This window comes from Mucilaginibacter sp. 5C4 (assembly GCF_034345625.1).
Classification (GTDB): domain Bacteria; phylum Bacteroidota; class Bacteroidia; order Sphingobacteriales; family Sphingobacteriaceae; genus Mucilaginibacter; species Mucilaginibacter aurantiaciroseus.
The window spans coordinates 2,848,755-2,868,358 of record NZ_CP133775.1 but is presented as its reverse complement, the minus strand read 5'-3'; the positions used below and the strand labels follow the sequence as shown (position 1 = coordinate 2,868,358).

Annotated in this window: 12 protein-coding genes; 9 read left to right on the top strand and 3 right to left on the bottom strand. The window is 42.6% G+C overall.

Features of this window, described 5'->3' with window-relative positions:
* Positions 1-93: 93 nt before the first annotated feature.
* The gene (locus tag RHM67_RS13455; RefSeq protein ID WP_322227297.1) at positions 94-1,734 is read left to right on the top strand and encodes a carboxylesterase/lipase family protein; all 1,641 of its coding nucleotides are present in this window, start codon (positions 94-96) and stop codon (positions 1,732-1,734) included.
* Between the two features lie 66 nt (positions 1,735-1,800).
* Here the strand turns inward: RHM67_RS13455 and lpdA are convergent, their stop codons facing one another.
* Complete coding sequence (gene lpdA / locus RHM67_RS13450; RefSeq protein WP_322227296.1) at positions 1,801-3,189, bottom strand: dihydrolipoyl dehydrogenase; 1,389 nt, start codon at positions 3,187-3,189, stop codon at positions 1,801-1,803.
* A gap of 335 nt (positions 3,190-3,524) precedes the next feature.
* Here lpdA and RHM67_RS13445 point away from each other — a divergent pair, with 335 nt between their 5' ends.
* Both RHM67_RS13445 and RHM67_RS13440 read left to right on the top strand, forming a co-directional pair.
* Positions 3,525-6,794 (top strand): TonB-dependent receptor, encoded by a 3,270-nt coding sequence (locus RHM67_RS13445; protein WP_322227295.1) that lies wholly within the window; start codon positions 3,525-3,527, stop codon positions 6,792-6,794.
* A 38-nt stretch (positions 6,795-6,832) separates the two neighbouring features.
* Positions 6,833-7,945: a hypothetical protein gene (locus RHM67_RS13440; RefSeq protein ID WP_322227294.1), complete on the top strand. Its 1,113-nt coding sequence runs from the start codon at positions 6,833-6,835 to the stop codon at positions 7,943-7,945.
* Positions 7,946-8,080: 135 nt separating this feature from the next.
* On the opposite strand, the gene RHM67_RS13435 is transcribed toward RHM67_RS13440, so the two are convergent.
* On the bottom strand, positions 8,081-9,262 hold the full coding sequence (locus tag RHM67_RS13435; protein WP_322227293.1) for an AIR synthase related protein: 1,182 nt from the start codon (positions 9,260-9,262) through the stop codon (positions 8,081-8,083).
* Between the two features lie 68 nt (positions 9,263-9,330).
* Here RHM67_RS13435 and RHM67_RS13430 point away from each other — a divergent pair, with 68 nt between their 5' ends.
* Positions 9,331-11,109 carry a chloride channel protein gene (locus RHM67_RS13430; protein ID WP_322227292.1) on the top strand — a complete coding sequence of 593 codons (1,779 nt, stop codon included), beginning with the start codon at positions 9,331-9,333 and terminating at the stop codon, positions 11,107-11,109.
* Positions 11,110-11,193: 84 nt separating this feature from the next.
* On the opposite strand, the gene RHM67_RS13425 is transcribed toward RHM67_RS13430, so the two are convergent.
* On the bottom strand, positions 11,194-13,368 hold the full coding sequence (locus RHM67_RS13425; protein ID WP_322227291.1) for a glutamine synthetase III: 2,175 nt from the start codon (positions 13,366-13,368) through the stop codon (positions 11,194-11,196).
* Between the two features lie 556 nt (positions 13,369-13,924).
* On the opposite strand from RHM67_RS13425, the gene RHM67_RS13420 reads away from it, so the two are divergent.
* The 5 genes from RHM67_RS13420 (at position 13,925) to RHM67_RS13400 (ending at position 19,449) form a co-directional block, all read left to right on the top strand.
* Positions 13,925-14,983, top strand: coding sequence for a porin (locus RHM67_RS13420; RefSeq protein WP_322227290.1), 1,059 nt, complete (start codon positions 13,925-13,927; stop codon positions 14,981-14,983).
* Positions 14,984-15,054: 71 nt separating this feature from the next.
* Positions 15,055-15,636: a DUF4468 domain-containing protein gene (locus RHM67_RS13415; protein ID WP_322227289.1), complete on the top strand. Its 582-nt coding sequence runs from the start codon at positions 15,055-15,057 to the stop codon at positions 15,634-15,636.
* A gap of 175 nt (positions 15,637-15,811) precedes the next feature.
* Complete coding sequence (locus tag RHM67_RS13410) at positions 15,812-16,636, top strand: TonB family protein (RefSeq protein WP_322227288.1); 825 nt, start codon at positions 15,812-15,814, stop codon at positions 16,634-16,636.
* Between the two features lie 193 nt (positions 16,637-16,829).
* Positions 16,830-19,055 (top strand): phosphoribosylformylglycinamidine synthase subunit PurL, encoded by a 2,226-nt coding sequence (gene purL / locus RHM67_RS13405; protein WP_322227287.1) that lies wholly within the window; start codon positions 16,830-16,832, stop codon positions 19,053-19,055.
* Between the two features lies 1 nt (position 19,056).
* A complete protein-coding gene (locus RHM67_RS13400) occupies positions 19,057-19,449 on the top strand; it encodes a VOC family protein (protein WP_322227285.1) in 393 nt (130 codons plus the stop codon).
* Positions 19,450-19,604 lie beyond the last annotated feature (155 nt).

The following is a 19,604-nucleotide window of genomic DNA, read 5'->3' as shown; positions in this document are numbered from 1 at the left end:
GTGTTCAATATGTCTGGCAGACACAATAGTTGGTTGCCGGATATTTTTTGTAATTTCAACATCCAAACACCAACCAATTATAAAACATATTTCATGAAAAAAATAATATTTTTTCTGCTGATGCAAGTTGCCTGCGTGCCCTTGTTCGCGCAAAAAGGCGTAGAGGTAAAAATCGAGAATGGCATTGTGGAAAGCGTGACTGAAAAGTCGGGCGTAAATAGCTTTAAAGGCATCCCGTTTGCACAGCCGCCCATTGGCGAACTGCGCTGGAAAGAACCAAAGACTGTTAATAATTGGACAGGTGTTCGCAAATGCGATGCATTTGGGTACAACCCCATGCAAAAGAAGGTTTTTGGCGATATGGCTTTCCGTACGCCGGGCATGAGCGAGGATTGCCTGTACCTGAACGTTTGGGTACCTGCAAAAGCATCTAAAGCTAAACTGCCTGTGCTGGTTTACTTCTACGGTGGTGGCTTTGTTGCGGGCGATGGATCTGAAGCCCGTTACGATGGGGAGAGCATGGCTAAACTCGGTATTATTGCTTTAACGGTGAACTATAGATTAGGAGTGTTTGGTTTTATGTCGCATCCGGAATTGACAAAAGAATCGGCACATCAATCATCAGGTAATTATGGTTTGCTTGACCAGAACGCTGCCCTGCGTTGGGTGAAAAAGAATATAGCGGCCTTTGGCGGCGACCCAAACCGTATAACCATAGCAGGGGAGTCTGCTGGTTCAATAGCGGTATCGGCACAAATGGTATCGCCATTATCGAAAGGCCTGATTGCAGGCGCTATTGGCGAAAGCGGTGCCATGATAAAACCAACACTTGCGCCAGTTACTTTGGCAGAAAGCGAAACCAACGGAGTGAAGTTTGCGGAAAGCGCAGGAGTAAAATCGCTTAAGGAATTACGTGAGATGCCTGCCGATAAATTATTGGACGAGGCCGCTAAACCGGGCACGCCGTCAATGCAATCGGCTACCATTGATGGTTATTTCCTTACCAAGAAACCGGTAGAATCATTTATGGCCGGTGAACAGGCAAAAGTGCCATTGCTGGTAGGATGGAACTCTGCAGAGATACCGTACCAAGCCGTAATGTATGGCAAAGCGCCAACTCCCGAGAATTACACCGCCCAGGTTAAAATGCTTTACGGCGAGAAAGCGGACGAAGTTTTAAAATTGTATCCCGGCAATACAAAAACAGAAGTAATTAAATCGGCCACAGAACTGGCCAGCGACAGGTTTATTAGCTATAGCACCTGGAAATGGGCTGATGTGCATGCGGCTACAAGCGGTAAGCCGGTTTATCGCTACCTTTTCTCGAAACCACGCCCGCCAATTACGGCTAAAATGGGAAACGCCAAAGCCGGGCTAGCAGGCGGCATTATAAAAGGTGATGATAAAGCCAAGCCAGATGCAAATAAAGCACCCGAGCCGTACGCGGGGGCAGCCCACGCTTCAGAGATTGAATATGCCATGGGTAACCTTGCCACAAATACTACTTATGCCTGGACGCCCGAAGATTACAAGGTATCTGCCACCATGGAAAGCTACTTTGCTAACTTTATTAAAACAGGTAACCCCAATGGTGCAGGCCTGCCAAAATGGGGTGCAAACTTAAAAGATGGCGCGGTGTCATTCATTAATATCGATGTAAAAACTGTTTTACAAAAAGAGAGTAGCAATCTTAGCGATCGGTATAAATTTTTGGATAAACAATATTTGAAATAGGAATATCCGGGTAACAAAAAGCCGCTTTGGAATTTTCCAAAGCGGCTTTTTTATGAGTACTTATTATTATAAGTGTATTACTTCGCCGTAGGCATCAGCAGCGGCTTCCATTACAGCCTCGCTCATGGTAGGGTGAGGGTGTACCGATTTGATGATATCGTGACCAGTAGTTTCCAGCTTACGCGCGGTAACCACTTCGGCTATCATTTCGGTAACGTTCAGGCCCAGCATGTGCGCGCCAAGGAACTCGCCGTATTTAGCATCAAAGATCAGTTTAACAAAACCATCTTTAGCGCCGGCGGCACTTGCCTTACCCGATGCCGAGAACGGAAATTTACCGATCTTAACTTCGTAACCTGCTTCTTTAGCCGCTTTTTCAGTATATCCTACAGAGGCAACCTCGGGTGAGCAATAAGTACAGCCCGGGATGTTGTTATAATCTAAAGGCTCGGGGTTTTTACCCGCGATTTTTTCTACGCAGATGATACCCTCGGCAGATGCAACGTGTGCCAGTGCCTGTCCTTTAACAATATCACCAATTGCGTAAACACCTTCAACGTTGGTTTTGTAAAAATCATCAACCAATACTTTGCCTTTATCTGTTTTTACGCCGTTTTCTTCAAGGCCAATACCTTCGATGTTGGTAGAGATACCGATAGCAGATAATACTACATCAGCCTCCAATATCTGGTTGCCGTTAGCGGTTTTAACGTTAACACGGCAGCCTTCGCCATTGGTATCAACAGATTCAACGGTAGAACTGGTCATGATGTTGATACCTTGTTTTTTAAGTATGCGTAATAAGCCTTTCGAGATCTCCTCGTCCTCTAAAGGAATAATGTTATCTAAAAACTCAACCACGGTAACTTTTGTACCTATGGCATTGTAGAAGTATGCAAACTCGATACCGATAGCTCCAGAACCAACCACAACAATCGATTTAGGTTGCTGAGGTAATATCATAGCCTGGCGGTAACCAATTACTTTTTTACCATCCTGTTTAAGGTTAGGCAACTCGCGCGCGCGGCCACCTGTTGCCAGGATAATGCTGGTAGTGGTAAAATCTTTTGTAGCACCATCGCTTAATTTAACAGAAACGGTACCTTTTGATTTAAGTGAGCCGTAACCTATAATAACGTCGATCTTGTTTTTCTTCATCAAAAACTGAACACCCTTGCTCATGCCATCGGCAACGCCACGGCTACGTTTTACAACGGCTTCAAAATCAATTTCGCCACCGTCTACTTTAATACCGTAATCGGCAGCGTGGTTTAAATATTCAAAAACCTGGGCGCTTTTTAATAAAGCTTTTGTTGGGATACAACCCCAGTTAAGGCAAATGCCCCCAAGCGATTCTTTTTCGACAATGGCGGTTTTTAAACCCAATTGCGATGCACGGATAGCAGCAACATAGCCGCCCGGGCCAGAACCAATAACAATTAAATCGTAATCCATATATTATGTATCTTTTATGATTTTTGGAATGCCAAAGCTAATTAAAAAGCAGTGGAAATGAAAAATTGGGGAGTGATTTAGAAACAGAGCAGATAATTTAACACAAATAGCTAATAATCAAAAAGTTTATTAACGGGAATGACAGTTGTAATGTAAATATTACACTAACAATTCATCAAAATTTCATTGTTACTTAAATTACGTGTAAAGTGTTGAAAAATATATAATTATTGTTAACATTAACTTAATATACCAAATAGGGCTAATATATATCTTTGCCCTATTAATTCAATTAATTATTAATTCACTTAACAGTTAAACTAAAAAAACAACGTATGAGGAAGTATTTACTCTTATTATTTTTTTCTCTCGTAACAGCTGCGGCTACCTTTGCACAGGTAACCACAAGTAGCTTGTCGGGTACGGTGGTAGACGAAAAGGGCTTACCCTTGCCCGGTGTAACCATCATTGCCTTACACGGGCCAACCGGAACTAATTACACAACCGGAACCCGTGCCGATGGTAGGTATAACCTTCCAAACTTACGTGTAGGTGGCCCTTACACAGTAACATTTAAATTTATTGGTTTTAATAATAACGTACAAAGCGACGTTTCATTATCATTAGGACAGGAATTTAAGATCAATGCCAAGTTATCGCCAACAAGCACATTGCTAAACGAAGTGCAAATTACAGGCACACAAAACAAGGTAATCAACAACTCTCGTACAGGTTCACAAGAGATCATTACCCGTTCACAAATTGACCGTTTGCCAACAATCAACAGGTCTATTAGCGATTACACCAAACTTACGCCTACAGCAAACGGTAATTCATTCGGTGGCCGTAGCGAAAAAGGTAACAACTTAACTGTTGATGGTGCTTTGTTTAACAACTCTTTTGGTTTATCAAGTTCATTGGGTGGCCAAACAGGTTCACAGCCAATTTCGTTAGATGCGATCGAGCAGATCCAGGTTTCTGTTTCTCCTTTCGACGTTACTCAGGGCAGGTTTGCGGGTACCGGTGTTAATACCGTTACTAAATCTGGTACCAACACATTTAAGGGAAGCGCTTATTTATACAAACGCAGCGCAGGTTTAGTGGGTTTAAAAGCCATGACAGCCGAAGTGTTAAAACCAAAAATTGATTACAACCAACGCGGTATAAGTATAGGTGGCCCTATCATTAAAAATAAGTTATTCTTTTTCTTATCTGGTGAGCAGGAAAGAATTAACGACCCTGCTACGGCTTTTACAGCAGCACAGCCCGGCCAAACTTCCGGCGGTAGTGTATCGCAAGTTACCAGTGCCGATCTGACTAAGCTTAGAGACTTTTTGAAAACAAACTACCAGTATGATGCCGGTGCCTTTGATAACTATCAGTTAGCTACAAAATCTGATAAGATAGCCGCAAAATTAGACTGGAACATCGATAAAAATAACACCTTATCGGTTAAGTATTTTTACTTGAAATCATCTAAGAACATACCTCCAAGTGGTTCAGGCGCGCAAGGTAGCCGTAGCCCAAGCTTAACAACCTTACCATTCTTTTCATCTTACTATACCATCAACAACAACTTTAACATTGGTATAGCCGAGTTGAATACCCGTATTGGCACCAACTATGCAAACAAACTTACTGTAGGTTACCAGGCTTTACGTGATTATCGTACATCACCGGGTGGTGGTAACTTCCCGCTGGTTGATATCTTAAACGCAGCAGGTAACACTCAAACCACTTTTGGTTATGAGCCATTTACTGCCAACAACGTTTTAAATACTGATACCTACCAGTTAAGCGATCAGTTTACCATATTTGCAGGTAAACACGAAATTAACCTTGGTGCATCTTACGAGCTTAATAAATTTAAGAACGGTTTTGCCCCTAACTACAATGGTGGTTACCGTTTCAATAGCTTTGATGATTTTTACAACTCAGCCTCTAACGGTGCTTCTACAGCTGTACGTTACGATTTCCGTTATTCTGCTTTGCCAAGCGGTGCTTTCCCGTTTGCATATATCAAAGCATACACAGTGGGTATTTTTGCACAGGATAAATGGCAGGTTAACGACAACTTTAAATTAACTTACGGTGTACGTGCAGATGTGCCGGTTTATGACACCAAAGGTGAAGATAACACGGCTGCTTCTGCTTTAACAGGCTTTAGAGGTGGTTACCAGGTAAATACCTCGCAATATCCAAAAACAAGGATCCAGGTATCGCCAAGGGTAGGCTTTAACTGGGATGTTAATGGTAATGGTAATACACAGGTACGTGGTGGTGCAGGTATATTTACCGGCCCTGTTCCTTATGTTTACATATCTAACCAGGCAAGTAACAACGGTGTTCAGTTTGGTTCATACAGCCTTGTACCGGGTACAGGTGGTATATCACCAACCGACCAACGTTTGGTGTTTAAACCGGATGTTAATGCAAACAGGCCTGTTGGCGCTGCTGCTAACACATCTTACAACCTTGCTATCACTGATAAAGACTTCAAATTCCCGTCTAATTTTAGGGGTAACTTAGCGGTTGACCAAAAATTACCATTCGGCTTTATTGGTACATTAGAAGGTATTTACTCTAAAGATATCAATGCCGCTTACTACCAAAACGTTGCTTTACCATCAACCGGTACTGCTTTAGTGGGTAGCGATAACCGCATCCGTTACAGTAATACAACAGTTTATCCTTCAATAGGTGCTGGTGGTGCCGGCAATACTGCTGCAAACCCTAATATCACTGATGCTATTTTGCTCAAAAACACTAATAAGGGTTACACATACAGCATTACTGCGCAATTACAAAGAACCTTTAAAGAGTTCTATTTTAACATCGCTTACACCCGTTCTGATGCACGTACTGTTAACGACGGTGGTTCTATCGCGCAATCAACCTGGAGAGACCGTTCAGTATCGGGCGATCCGAATGCTGACGTAACTTCTTACGCTAACTTTTATCAGCCAAATCGTATCATTGCTTCTGCATCATACCGCAAGCAATACTTAAACCACTTAACTACATCTGTTGGTTTAACTTACGAAGCTGCTAACACTGGTGTTGCATCTTACGTTTATAACGGTGATGTTAATGGTGACGGACAAACTTCAAATGATTTGGTCTACGTTCCTAAAGATGCTAATGACATTGTGCTTGTTAAGGATAACGCTGCCGATCCACGTTCGGTTTCGCAAACTTACGCGCAGTTAAGCGCTTACATCAACCAGGATCCTTACCTAAGCAAACGTAAAGGTAAATATGCTGAGCGTAACGGCTTGATCCTTCCTTACTTCCATTTGGTTAACTTTAACTTCACCCAAGATCTATACCAAACAAGCGGTAAAATCAAAAACACTGTTCAGTTTGAGTTTAACATCATTAATTTAGGTAACTTCCTGAACAGTGCATGGGGTAACTTTAAGTTTGTTAACCGTACAGGCTTATTGGCTTACAAAGGTATTGATGCTGCTACAGGTAAACCAACTTACTCTTTCCCTTACTTTGATAATGCTAACCAGGCACCTCTTACCAACTCATTTGGTAATGGCGTTTCGCAAGCATCAAGATGGCAGGCACAAATTGGTCTTAGATACATTTTCAATTAATCAAACGCTGAATTACAATCAGATATAAAAAATTATATATGAAAAAAAATAAATTAACTTATATAGCAAAAATTGCATTATTAGCAGGTTTACCTGCAATTATGTTCTCTTCTTGCAAAAAAGATGATGTTGTTGCAAACCCACCTACACCGGTTACTACAACCGGTACGGTGTCTGCCGTATCCGGTTTGGGTAATGCAGGTTTTGCTAATGGCGCAGCTAGTGTAGCTTTATTTAGTTACCCAACAGGTATTACTTTGGATGCTGCCGGTAACCTGTTAGTAGCTGATCAGTTTAACAACCAGATCCGTAAAATTGTAACTACTACAAATGCCACTACCGGCGTTGTAACCGTTACAGCATCAACTTTAGCAGGTACTTTAGCATCGGGTAGCTCAAATGCTACAGCTATTGGTACTATCGCTTCATTTAACAACCCAAGCGGTGTTGCTGTTGATGCTACAGGTAATGTTTATGTTGCAGATTTTGGTAACAACCAAATCCGCAAAATAGCTTCAACTGGTGCAGTTACTACTTTAGCCGGTGCAACAGCTTCTGGTAAAGTAGATGCAACCGGTACTACTGCCAGGTTTAGTGGCCCGGCGGGTATTGCAGTTAACGCAACAACAGGCGATATTTACGTAGCTGATTTCAACAATCATGTTATCCGTAAAGTAACTGCTGCCGGTGTTGTTACAACCGTAGCCGGTAACGGCGCAGGTAATGTAGATGGTACAGGCACTGCTGCTAAATTTAACGGCCCAAGAGGTATAGCTATAAACAGTGCAGGCGACCTTTACGTTGCTGATGCGAATAACAACGTTATCCGTAAAATTACTGCAGCAGGTGTTGTAACAACATTTGCAGGTAGTGGTGCTATTGGTAATGCCGATGGTACGGGTACTGCCGCTTCCTTCAATCACCCGGCTGGTGTGGCGGTTGATGCTGCAGGGAATGTTTACGTTGCTGATACTAACAACAACCTTATCCGTAAAATTACACCTGCGGGTGTAGTTACTTCATTAGCGGGTAGCGGTTACTTGAGCCTTATTACTCCGTTTAATGCACCGGTAGCTGTTGCAGTTGATGCAGCAGGTACAACTGTATATGTAGCTAGCTCGTTGGGTAACAATATCCAAAAAGTTAAATAATACAGCATATCGCTATTTTAAAAGCCTCCCGAAACCGGGAGGCTTTTTTTGTGATGCAGATTTCAAATCTGTAACAAACAATAACGGCCTCCCAATTTGGGAGGCCGTTATTGTTTGTTATAACTATTTTTTGGCTTAATTATAAATAAACTCGCCGTAAGGTGATGTTACCGTTACCTGCTTTTTATCGGCAGCTTCTACACGGCCAATGATCTGGGCATCCACACCAAAGCTTTTTGAGATGGCAATAATGTCCTCAGAGATCTTCTGCGGCACGTATAATTCCATACGGTGGCCCATGTTAAACACCTTGTACATTTCCTGCCAGTTGGTATTTGATTCTTCCTGGATCAGTTTAAACAGCGGTGGGATAGGAAACAGGTTGTCTTTAATAATGTGCAGGTTGTCAATAAAATGCAGCACCTTGGTTTGCGCGCCGCCGCTGCAATGTACCATGCCGTTTACCTGCGCGCGGTATTTATCTAAAATAGTTTTGATGATAGGGGCGTACGTGCGCGTTGCCGATAAAACCAATTTTCCGGCAGTCATAGTTTCGCCGTTGCCGATATCTATTTTATCCGTAAGCATTTTGCTTCCGCTAAATACCAAATCTTGCGGTACGGCAGGATCAAAGCTTTCGCTGTATTTATTGGCGATGGTTTTGTTAAACACATCGTGGCGGGCAGAGGTAAGGCCGTTTGAGCCCATGCCGCCGTTATACTCTTTCTCGTAAGTGGCTTGCCCATATGATGCAAGACCTACTATCACGTCGCCGGGTTTAATGCGGTCGTTTGATATTACGTCGGCACGTTTCATACGGCAGGTAACGGTGCTGTCTACAATAATGGTACGCACCAGATCGCCTACGTCAGCAGTTTCACCACCGGTAGAGTAGATGCCTATGCCTGCATCACGCAGTTCGGCCAAAATTTCTTCGGTGCCGTTGATGATGGCTGCAATAACTTCGCCGGTGATCAGGTTTTTATTACGACCGATGGTTGACGATAGCAGGATGTTATCAGTAGCGCCCACACAAAGCAGGTCGTCAAGGTTCATAATAATGGCATCCTGCGCAATGCCCCGCCATACAGATATGTCGCCGGTTTCTTTCCAGTAGGTATACGCTAATGACGATTTTGTGCCCGCGCCATCAGCATGCATAATGTTGCAATACTCGGGGTCGTTGGTTAAAATATCGGGTACAATTTTGCAGAAAGCCTTTGGGAAAATCCCTTTATCAATATTTTTAATGGCATTATGTACATCATCTTTTGATGCAGAAACGCCCCGTTGATCATATCTTTGCGGAGAAGTCATGGGCAAATATACTGCTTACAAATATTTTAAGCGTTAAAATTATTACATTGCCACTTCTTCGCACTCCTATGTTAAAATCTATCAGTTACAAAATTGCCCGCTGGCGATTAAAAAAGAACACCCAACGCAACTTTTTAATTTATTGCAGTGTAGTTGTAGGCCTTATTGGCGGCCTTGCTGCCGTGGCTTTAAAGTATTTAGTACACCTGATGGAGGAGTTGAGCCGCAACATTTCCACACACCTACCTTACCACATTATATATGTGTTCTTGCCGGCGTTCGGTATTTTGCTCACCGTGGCCTGGCAGCATCTTATCAATCGTGACAAAATACAAAAGGGGATAGGCAACGTGCTCATCAATATTAAAAAGAACCGATCCAACATCCGCTCCAATAATATCTATTCGCATTTGATCACCAGCTCGCTTACTGTTGGTTTTGGTGGTTCATCTGGATTGGAAGCGCCCATTGTTTGTACCGGCGCAGCTATTGGGTCTAACTTTGGTAAGTTATTCAACCTGAGCCCGTACGAAAAAACGGTATTGATAGCGGCGGGCGCATCCGCGGGTATCGCGGCGGTGTTTAACAGCCCAATCGCGGGCGTGTTGTTCGCATTGGAAATCCTGATCGGTGAGATCACTATCCCAACCTTTATCCCGTTATTGATAGCTTCCGCAACTGGGGTGGTGGTAGCTAAGGTATTATACTCACGCCAGCTGTTCCATTTGGTAACCGATGGCTGGGTGATGACCGCCCTTCCATTTTATGTTATTTTAGGTTTGCTTTGCGGATGGACAGCCGTTTACATTACCAAAGTTGCCGGCAAACTGGAGAAGGGTATTTTTACCGGTCAAAACCGGTATATACGCGCTATCGGTGGCGGATTGATCTTAGGCTTTATCCTGATGATCTTCCCCGCTCTATTCGGCGAGGGCTATCATTATCTGCAAGAGATCTTAAATGGCAATATCGATGCGCTAAAAGAGGAGTCCTTTTTTAGCCAGTGGTTATCAAATCCATGGTTGATGCTGTTATTTATTGCCGCCCTTATCCTCATGAAGATAGTAGCTGCAGGTATCACCATTGGTTCGGGCGGTAATGGCGGTACATTTGCGCCTACCATGTTTACCGGCGCATTCCTGGGTTTGTTTGTGGCATTTGCTGTAAACCAAACCGGGCTGGTGCACTTAAATACAAGCAACTTTATAGCGGTAGGTATGGCCGGGGCACTAAGCGGGGTGATGCATGCACCGTTAACATCAATTTTTTTAATTGCCGAAATAACGGGCGGGTACGTGCTGTTTATCCCACTCATGATCGTATCAGCCATATCCTATATCATCTCGCGGATGTTTAGCAAGCACAATATGTACTGGCATGATCTGATCCACGAAAAGAATATTCATCCCGGACAGGATTATGGGATGTTAAATGAAATAACGCTCGACAGCATCATTAACCACGACTTTAAGGTGATCAGCAAAGAGATGCCTGTAACAGATTTTTATGCAATACTATCAAATAGCAAAGCCAATATTTTCGCTGTATTGACCGATGACGGGCATCTTGAAGGTGTAGTTTGGATGGACGAGATTCGCAAGCATCTGTTTGAGACTGTACAAAAAGAAGATACCGTAGCTGATATTATGGTTGCCCCACCAGCTACAATAAATTTCGATGAGCCGGTAAGTGGCGTTATGGATCTGTTCGACGGGCTGGATGTTTGGCAATTACCTGTTGTAAAAGACGAGAAGTTTATAGGATTCGTATCTAAATCTGCCTTGCTAAATAAATACCGGGAGGTAATTATCAGCCAGCATAAACAGGCGGATCTTTTTGCGAAGTGATAATTTAAAAATAAAAAATGTCATCCTAGGTTTGTGATGAGATTGCAAACATAGGATGACAGGGTTGATCTTGGTGCTGTTTAATTACTTTATAAACAACAACTCCCTAAACTTAGGTAACGGCCATAATGAATCATCTACCAGTTGTTCCAGTTTATCTACATGGTAACGGATAGGTTGGAAATAACTTTTTACCTTCTCGTCATAATCGATAGCACGCTGGCGCAGGTCTTCAATTTTGTTGGCCGTTTTGCGTTCATTTATCATTTGTTCCACATTGGTTTTAATGAAGTTGATGTGCCCGGCTATTTGGGTAATAATATCCATCTGAGCTTCGTAGGTGCCCGGCTCCATGCCAATATCTTTTAAACCTTTTACGTTTGTTATCAGTTTCGACTGATATTCTATAGCGGCCGGAATGATGATATTCATTACCAGTTCGCCAATTACACGGGCTTCAATCTGTAGTTTTTTGTAAAAGCTGTCTAACAAGATCTCATGTCGTGCATGTGCCTCGCGTTTAGTGAATACGCCTGTTTCAGCAAAAAGTATCTCAGCTTTTTCGGATATAAAGGCATCAAGCGCTTTTGGTGTGGTTTTGATATTGGCTAAGCCACGTGCTTCGGCTTCTTTTTCCCATTCCTCGCTATAACCGTTGCCCTCAAAGCGGATATTTCTCGATTCTTTGATGTAACGTTTAATGGTTGTCATTAAGGCCACATCTTTTTTCTCGCCTTTTTTCAGCAGCTTATCAACGTCCATCTTAAATTTCTTCAGTTGGTCGGCCATGATGAGGTTAAGCACCGTCATAGGACTGGCTGAATTTGCAGACGAGCCTACCGCGCGTAACTCAAATTTATTACCTGTAAACGCGAAAGGAGAGGTACGGTTACGGTCGGTATTATCCTTCAATATCTGCGGGATCTTTGGGATACCCTGCCACAGCGAGTTCTCCTCTTTTATTTTTTTGCTCAAGCGCGATGTATCTATGTCATCTAATAGCTCGCTTAACTGGCTTCCTAAAAATATAGATATAATAGCAGGCGGGGCCTCATTGGCACCCAGGCGGTGATCGTTATTTACCGATGCGATAGATGCGCGAAGCAGATCGGCATGGTCATGTACCGCTTTAATGGTATTCACAAAAAACGTCAGGAACATTAGGTTGTTCTTTGGCGTTTTTCCCGGCGATAATAGGTTTTTGCCTGTATTGGTTATCAGCGACCAGTTATTATGTTTACCCGAACCGTTGATGCCGGCGTAAGGTTTCTCGTGTAATAATACCTTAAAATGATGGCGGTTGGCAACACGGTCCATAATATCCATCAATAATTGGTTATGATCAATAGCCAGGTTTATTTCTTCATAAACCGGGGCGCACTCAAACTGCGATGGTGCAACCTCGTTATGGCGGGTTTTAAGCGGGATGCCTAATTGCAGTGCTTCGGTTTCCATATCCTGCATAAAGGCATACACACGGGCCGGAATCGACCCAAAGTAATGATCTTCTAATTGCTGGTTTTTTGCCGACATATGGCCGAACAAAGTTCTTCCTGTTAAAGAAAGATCGGGACGAGCATTAAACAATGCGGTATCCACCAAAAAATATTCCTGCTCTATACCTAAGGATGCGTTTACCTTCTCGATGCTTTTATCAAAATAGTGGCAAACATCAACAGCGGCTTTATCTAATGCGCTTAGCGCTTTAAGTAATGGTACTTTATAATCTAATGCTTCGCCCGTGTACGATACAAATACTGTTGGGATACAAAGCGTGCGGCCTATAATAAACGCGGGGGAGGATGGGTCCCAGGCGGTATAACCGCGGGCCTCAAAGGTATTACGGATACCACCACTCGGGAAGCTTGACGCATCGGGCTCTTGTTGTGCAAGGGCATCGCCACTAAAGCGTTCTATTGCGCCACCATCGCCGGTAGGCTCAAAAAAGGCGTCGTGTTTTTCGGCGGTGGTGCCGGTTAACGGCTGAAACCAATGGGTGTAGTGTGTTGCGCCCTTACCCATAGCCCATGAGCGCATGGAAGACGCTACCTGCTCGGCCATATCGCGGGGGATAGGAACACCATTATCTATTGAATCGATAATCACAGTATAGGCATCTTTTGAAAGAAACTCTTTCATTTTTTGCTTATCAAAAACATTTGCCCCAAAATAGTCGGATATTTTGGATGATGGCAGCTTAATTTCAGGTATCTCACGATTTTGAACAGTTGTTAGGGCCTGAAAGCGAATGTTGGGCATGGTAATTATTATTGGTTCAGCTCAAAATTAGGAAATCATTTAAAATAGCAAGGCTTTTATAAAGATTTATGTTTTAAGCTTTTAAAATAGGTTTTAGGCTTAAATAAACTGTCGAAAAGTAATATTGAGCGATGGTTAAATATTAAATAAAATATTTAACCATTATTATCTCTTTACTAGTTTAATAAGCACTAAAAATTGAATTTTAAATCTGTTTTAATTTGTAAATAAATAAAAGTAAACTTTTTATTGCGTTTTTATAGTTAAAAACACAATAATGTTAATAAAATATCAACTATATTGGTTTTTTATTAAAAAAATGTTTGTTTTTGTAGTTTTTTATTGTGTATTTAGCAAATAATTAATAGAAACGTATTTAATTGTTAAAATTTATAAAGTTTCGTTAATTTATTTACATACTTTTTAAATAAATGCAAAAAGTATAGTAGTTGTATAGGTGTTATAAGTTATGGTTATTGAGATAATTGCCATACTTATTAAATAATAAACAATTAACTAACAATAATTACTTAAAAACAAACTAAATCCCTTATCGATGAAAAAAAGACTTTTACTTTTATCTTTCTTTGCTGCTTCAGCATTAGCAGCCAGTGCGCAGGACACTACCAAGTCCGATCCGCCTTTAATTATCTCGGGTTCTGTTGATACTTATTACAAGTACGATTTTTCTAAACGCAGTAATATCCCTACCAGCTTCGCTTCAGATCAAAATTCGATCTCGATTGGTATGATAGATCTTGGTTTGAAGAAAAAGGTAGGTAAAGCCGCGTTTGTAGGCGAGTTATCATTTGGCCCGCGTGGCCAGTACCAATCAGTTCCAAACGGAGATGGTGCTGCTTTAAATGCCAATAACAGCTTCCATATCCAAAACCTTTATGTATCGTATGATGTAACTGATAAGTTTAACTTAACAGGTGGTTATATGGCTACATTTATGGGTTACGAGGTGATAAGCCCGGTTGGTAACTTTAACTACTCAACTTCGTACCTGTTCACAAACGGTCCGTTCCAAAACCCTGGCTTTAAAGCAACTTATGCTTTTGCAAGCACCGTTAGCTTAATGGCCGGTATTTTTAACGATACCTGGAATTCTTATAACTCTGCCGGTAAAATGAACACCTTTGGCGCGCAGTTAATGGTGTCGCCGGTTAAAGGCTGGACGGCTTACCTAAATGTATTAAGCGGCAAAGTATCCGGTACCGAGTTTGACCTGACCACTTCTTACCAAATTACCGATGCCTTTAAACTGGGCTTAAACGCTGCTGATTTTAAACCGGCTGCCGTTGTTGGTACAGGTGGTTTTACAGGTGTAGCTTTATACCCACAAATTGCAGTATCTAAAGATGTAACATTAGGTTTAAGGGGCGAGTACTTTAAAACTAAAAATGGTACTTATTTAACTGCAGGCCCTGCACCGGGTAGTTCAGTTGTTGCGGGCACACTTACTGCAAACATTAAAGCAGGCCCTTTAACTTTGATACCGGAGTTTAGGTTTGACAACAATAAAGATGTTAACGATGGTTTTACTACAAGCAGTGGTTTAGCTACTAAAAAAGCATCTCAAATTTTAGTTGCAGCGGTATACGCGTTCTAATTTTAAGATTTAAACAATCTGTTTTTTTTATAAGGCATCCGTATCAAATACGGATGCCTTATCTTTATAGTATGAAAAAAATATTCTTTAGCCTGGTTTGTTTGTTTTGCGTGCAGGTAGCATCGGCACAAAAAGATTCTTTAGCTTTTGACGAAGGCAACAATTATATCTATTACCGGGTTATTGATAAACCGGCACTAAATGCCGACACTTTATATAAAAGGGCATGGGCTTTTGCAGCTGCCTTTGATAGATCGGCCAAACCCGCAAAGGGGCAGGGCGAAAATACGCTGAATACATCCGGAAAGCTTTTGGTATATACCGGCGTATCTTTAATGCGTAAAGAAGGCGGGGAAATAAGCTATACGCTAAACATCCAAACTAAAGAGAACCGTTATCGCTACCGCATTAGCAACTTTGTATTTAAACCCTACCAGCGCGACCGCTTTGGTAATATGATACCCATCCCCGGGGTAGAAGTTCCGTTAGAGAAAATGGAAGCCAAATACGGCAAAAAAAATACCGATAATTACCTGGACCAGGTTGCTGCATTTAGCATAAACGCAGACGCTAAACTTAAAATAGCCATGGACAAACTGCCTGCGACAGTGAAAACAGAGCCCGTAAAGAAGATCTCGACCCAAAACTGGTAGATATCTGTCATCAAAAATACTTTTCTTAACCAAATATAATTTGTAATAAACTATTATTTGCAATATAAAAATTGTATTTAATTTGATATTCAATTCATTATTTCGTAAAAATTCAAATTTATACAATATATTGTTTGGCAAATTCGTTAATTGATAAAATAAAATTTTAAACACTATGCTAAACACAAAACTTAATTTATACAATCCCGATTGGATCGAGCTTGTATTCGCCGGCAGGAACAAATCTTACGGCGCCTTTGAACTAAGGCAACATTATGGAAGTACAATGGTAAAAGCTATGTTGATAGCGTTTACCACCATTATTACCGCTGCAGCCGCTTATACTTTCGTGGTGGGTAAAACCCCGGGTAAAATTATAAAGGAAACAGTAGTTGTTTTGCCTGATTTACCTCCGTTAGTTGTAAACCAGCCAAAAAAAGTTGAACCACAGGTAAAGGCAAGTCCGCCTGCAAAACTTTTACCCGCCGCCCCAACCAAGCAGTTTTTAACAATGAAGGTTACTAATGAACCTGTTACTACAAACCCGCCAAAAAACGTTGACCTTACAGGTGAGATCGGCCCAAAAACAACAACCGGTACAGGTACGGTTGCGCCAATTGAAGACCCTGAGCCAACTACAGGTGGTACAGGCGTTGCGCCTGCAGAAGATAAAACTGTCCATGAACCCTTTGGACTTGAGTTTATGCCGGAGCCTGTAGGTGGTAATGCCGCATGGAGCAAATTCCTGAGCAAAAATTTACGGTTTCCATCACAGGCACAGGAGGCCGGTAAAGGTGGTAGGGTTATCGTGAGCTTTGTGATTGAAAAAGACGGCCACCTGTCTGATATCACTATTTTGAAAGGAGCGGGCTACGGTATGGACGAGGAAGCTTTACGCGTTTTAAAATTGTCCAAACCATGGAAACCCGGCATGCAAAACAAGTCGGCGGTAAGAGTTAGGTATACCATCCCGTTAAATTTCCAGTTGAACGAGGAATAAAAAGAATACGCGATGAGAAAGATAAGTGATTTGTGGTAGATGTGTTTATGGCGATGGAGTAATTCATCGCCATTTTTTATATAGCAAAATTGCTTTCGCCTTTTACCTTTAACCTCTTTTAACTCCTTTTTCCCTTTAACCTTTCCGCTTTTTTGCTAATTTTGCGCATCCTTTCAACATAAACAACAACACATTGGAGAACCAGGAATTAACCACCGTTGAAACCGCCCGCGATCTGGGGCTTTTACCCGAAGAATATACACGTATACAAGAGATAATGGGCCGCGTACCCAACTTTACCGAGCTATCAATTTTCGCGGTAATGTGGAGCGAGCACTGCTCATACAAAAATTCTATCACCTGGCTAAAAACCCTTCCTAAAGATAGCCCGCGAATGCTGGCTAAAGCAGGCGAGGAAAATGCCGGCCTGGTTGATCTTGGCGATGGCATAGGATGTGCCTTTAAAATCGAATCACATAACCACCCGTCTGCATTGGAGCCTTACCAGGGTGCCGCAACTGGCGTGGGCGGTATAAACCGCGATATATTTACGATGGGTGCAAGGCCCATCGCGCAAATGAACTCGTTACGCTTTGGCGACCTTAGCCTGGATAAAACCAAATGGCTGGTTAAAGGCGTGGTAAAAGGTATCAGCCACTATGGTAATGCCTTTGGCATCCCTACCGTTGGCGGCGAGCTTTTCTTTGATGAGTGCTACAACATTAACCCGTTGGTAAATGCTTTCTCGGCAGGTATTGTAAAAGCCGGTGAAACTGTTTCTGCCACATCTTACGGGGTAGGTAACCCGGTTTATATTGTTGGTTCTGCTACGGGTAAAGATGGCATCCATGGTGCGGCTTTCGCATCAAAAGATATTACCGAAGATTCGATAAACGATTTGCCTGCTGTACAGGTAGGTGATCCTTTCCAGGAAAAGTTATTATTGGAAGCTACGCTTGAGGTTATTAAAACCGGTGCCGTTGTTGGTATGCAGGATATGGGTGCGGCAGGTATTATCTGTTCGAACTCTGAAATGAGCGCCAAAGGCGAGCACGGTATGATCATTCACCTTGATCGTGTGCCCATGCGCCAGGAGAACATGAAACCATACGAGATCCTGCTTTCTGAATCTCAGGAGCGTATGCTGATCGTAGTTGAAAAAGGTAAAGAGGCTTTGGTTGAAGCTGTATTTGATAAATGGGACCTTAATTGCGCTATTATAGGCGAGGTTACCGATACCCAACGCCTGGAGTACTTTATGAACGGTGTTAAAGTAGCCGATGTGCCTGCTGATGACCTTGTATTAGGTGGTGGCGCCCCGGTTTACGAACGTGAATACCGCGAGCCTGCTTACTTTGCCGAAAACCAGAAATTTAAAATAGAAGACGTTGCCGAGCCTGCCAACTTAGTTGACGTGGCCAAGCACCTGATAGGTCATGCTAACCTGGCATCAAAACGTTGGGTTACCGACCAGTATGATTCGATGATAGGTACTGCAACCATGACCACCAATCGCCCAAGTGACGCGGCAGTTGTTGCGGTTAAAGATACCGACAAAGCTATTGTGTTAACCTGTGATTGTAACTCGCGCTATGTATATGCCGATCCTCAAAAAGGTACGGCCATTGCTGTTGCCGAGGCTGCACGTAACATTACCTGCGCAGGTGGTGAGCCGGTTGCAATAACCAACTGTTTGAATTTTGGAAATCCATACAAACCCGAGGTTTATTGGCAGTTTGTTGGCGCTATTAAAGGTATGGGCGAGGCCTGTATAAAATTCGAAACCCCGGTAACGGGTGGTAACGTAAGTTTCTACAACCAGTCATCAGATGAAGGCCCGGTATTCCCGACGCCAACCATTGGCATGCTGGGTGTGATGGATGACCAATCGAACTTAATGACCCTTGACTTCAAACAGCCAGGCGATTTAATTTATATGGTTGGTGCATCACACAATGATATCGCATCGTCGCAATACCTTGCATCGTACCACAAAATTTCAAAAGCACCTGCGCCTTATTTTAATATAGATGAGGAATACGCAATGCACCAGGTAGTCAAGGAACTGATCAAACATAAAGTTGTACAATCGGCACATGACGTGGCCGATGGCGGTTTATACATTGCTTTGGTTGAATCGGCTATGCCAAACGGTTTGGGCTTTGATATCGAAAGCGATAGTAGCGTCCGTAAAGATGCCTTCCTTTTCGGCGAAGCACAGGGCAGGGTAGTGGTGAGTGTTGCACCTGATGACCAGGAACGTTTCATTGAAATGATGGCCACCAGCGAGGTTGAATTTAGCCTATTAGGTAGTGTAAACGGCACTGGTAACACCAATATCGATGAGGAGTTGTTTGGTAACATCACCGATATTAAAATGGTACACGATAATGTACTGCACGTAATTTTAGGCGAATAATATGCTAAAGCTGAACAGGATACATCACATTGCTATCATCTGTTCGGATCATGAGCGGTCTAAACAATTTTATACCGAAGTATTAGGTTTTAAGGTGATCCGCGAGGTTTACCGCGAAGCCAGAAAATCATACAAGCTCGATCTGGAAGTCAACGGACTGTACCAGATCGAGCTTTTTTCGTTCCCCGGCCCGCCACCAGCGCGCCCTTCCCAACCTGAAGCCCTTGGCCTGCGCCACTTAGCCTTCGAGGTTAATAATATCGAAGAAGCTGTATTCCATTTGAATGAATATGAGGTGATCACCGAGCCCATTCGCATAGACGAAACCACCGGTAAACCCTTCACTTTCTTTACAGACCCCGACGGTTTGCCGCTCGAGTTATATGAGAAGTGATAAAAAACGTGTCATTGCGAGATTCGAAGCAATCTCTACATTAGCGACTTATTAATTCATGTCATTGCTGTAAGGAGCGTAGTGACGTGGCAATCTCAGTATATCCGCTTGTCCTCTGAGATTGCCACACTATCGCTCTCAATGACAGGTGTTGG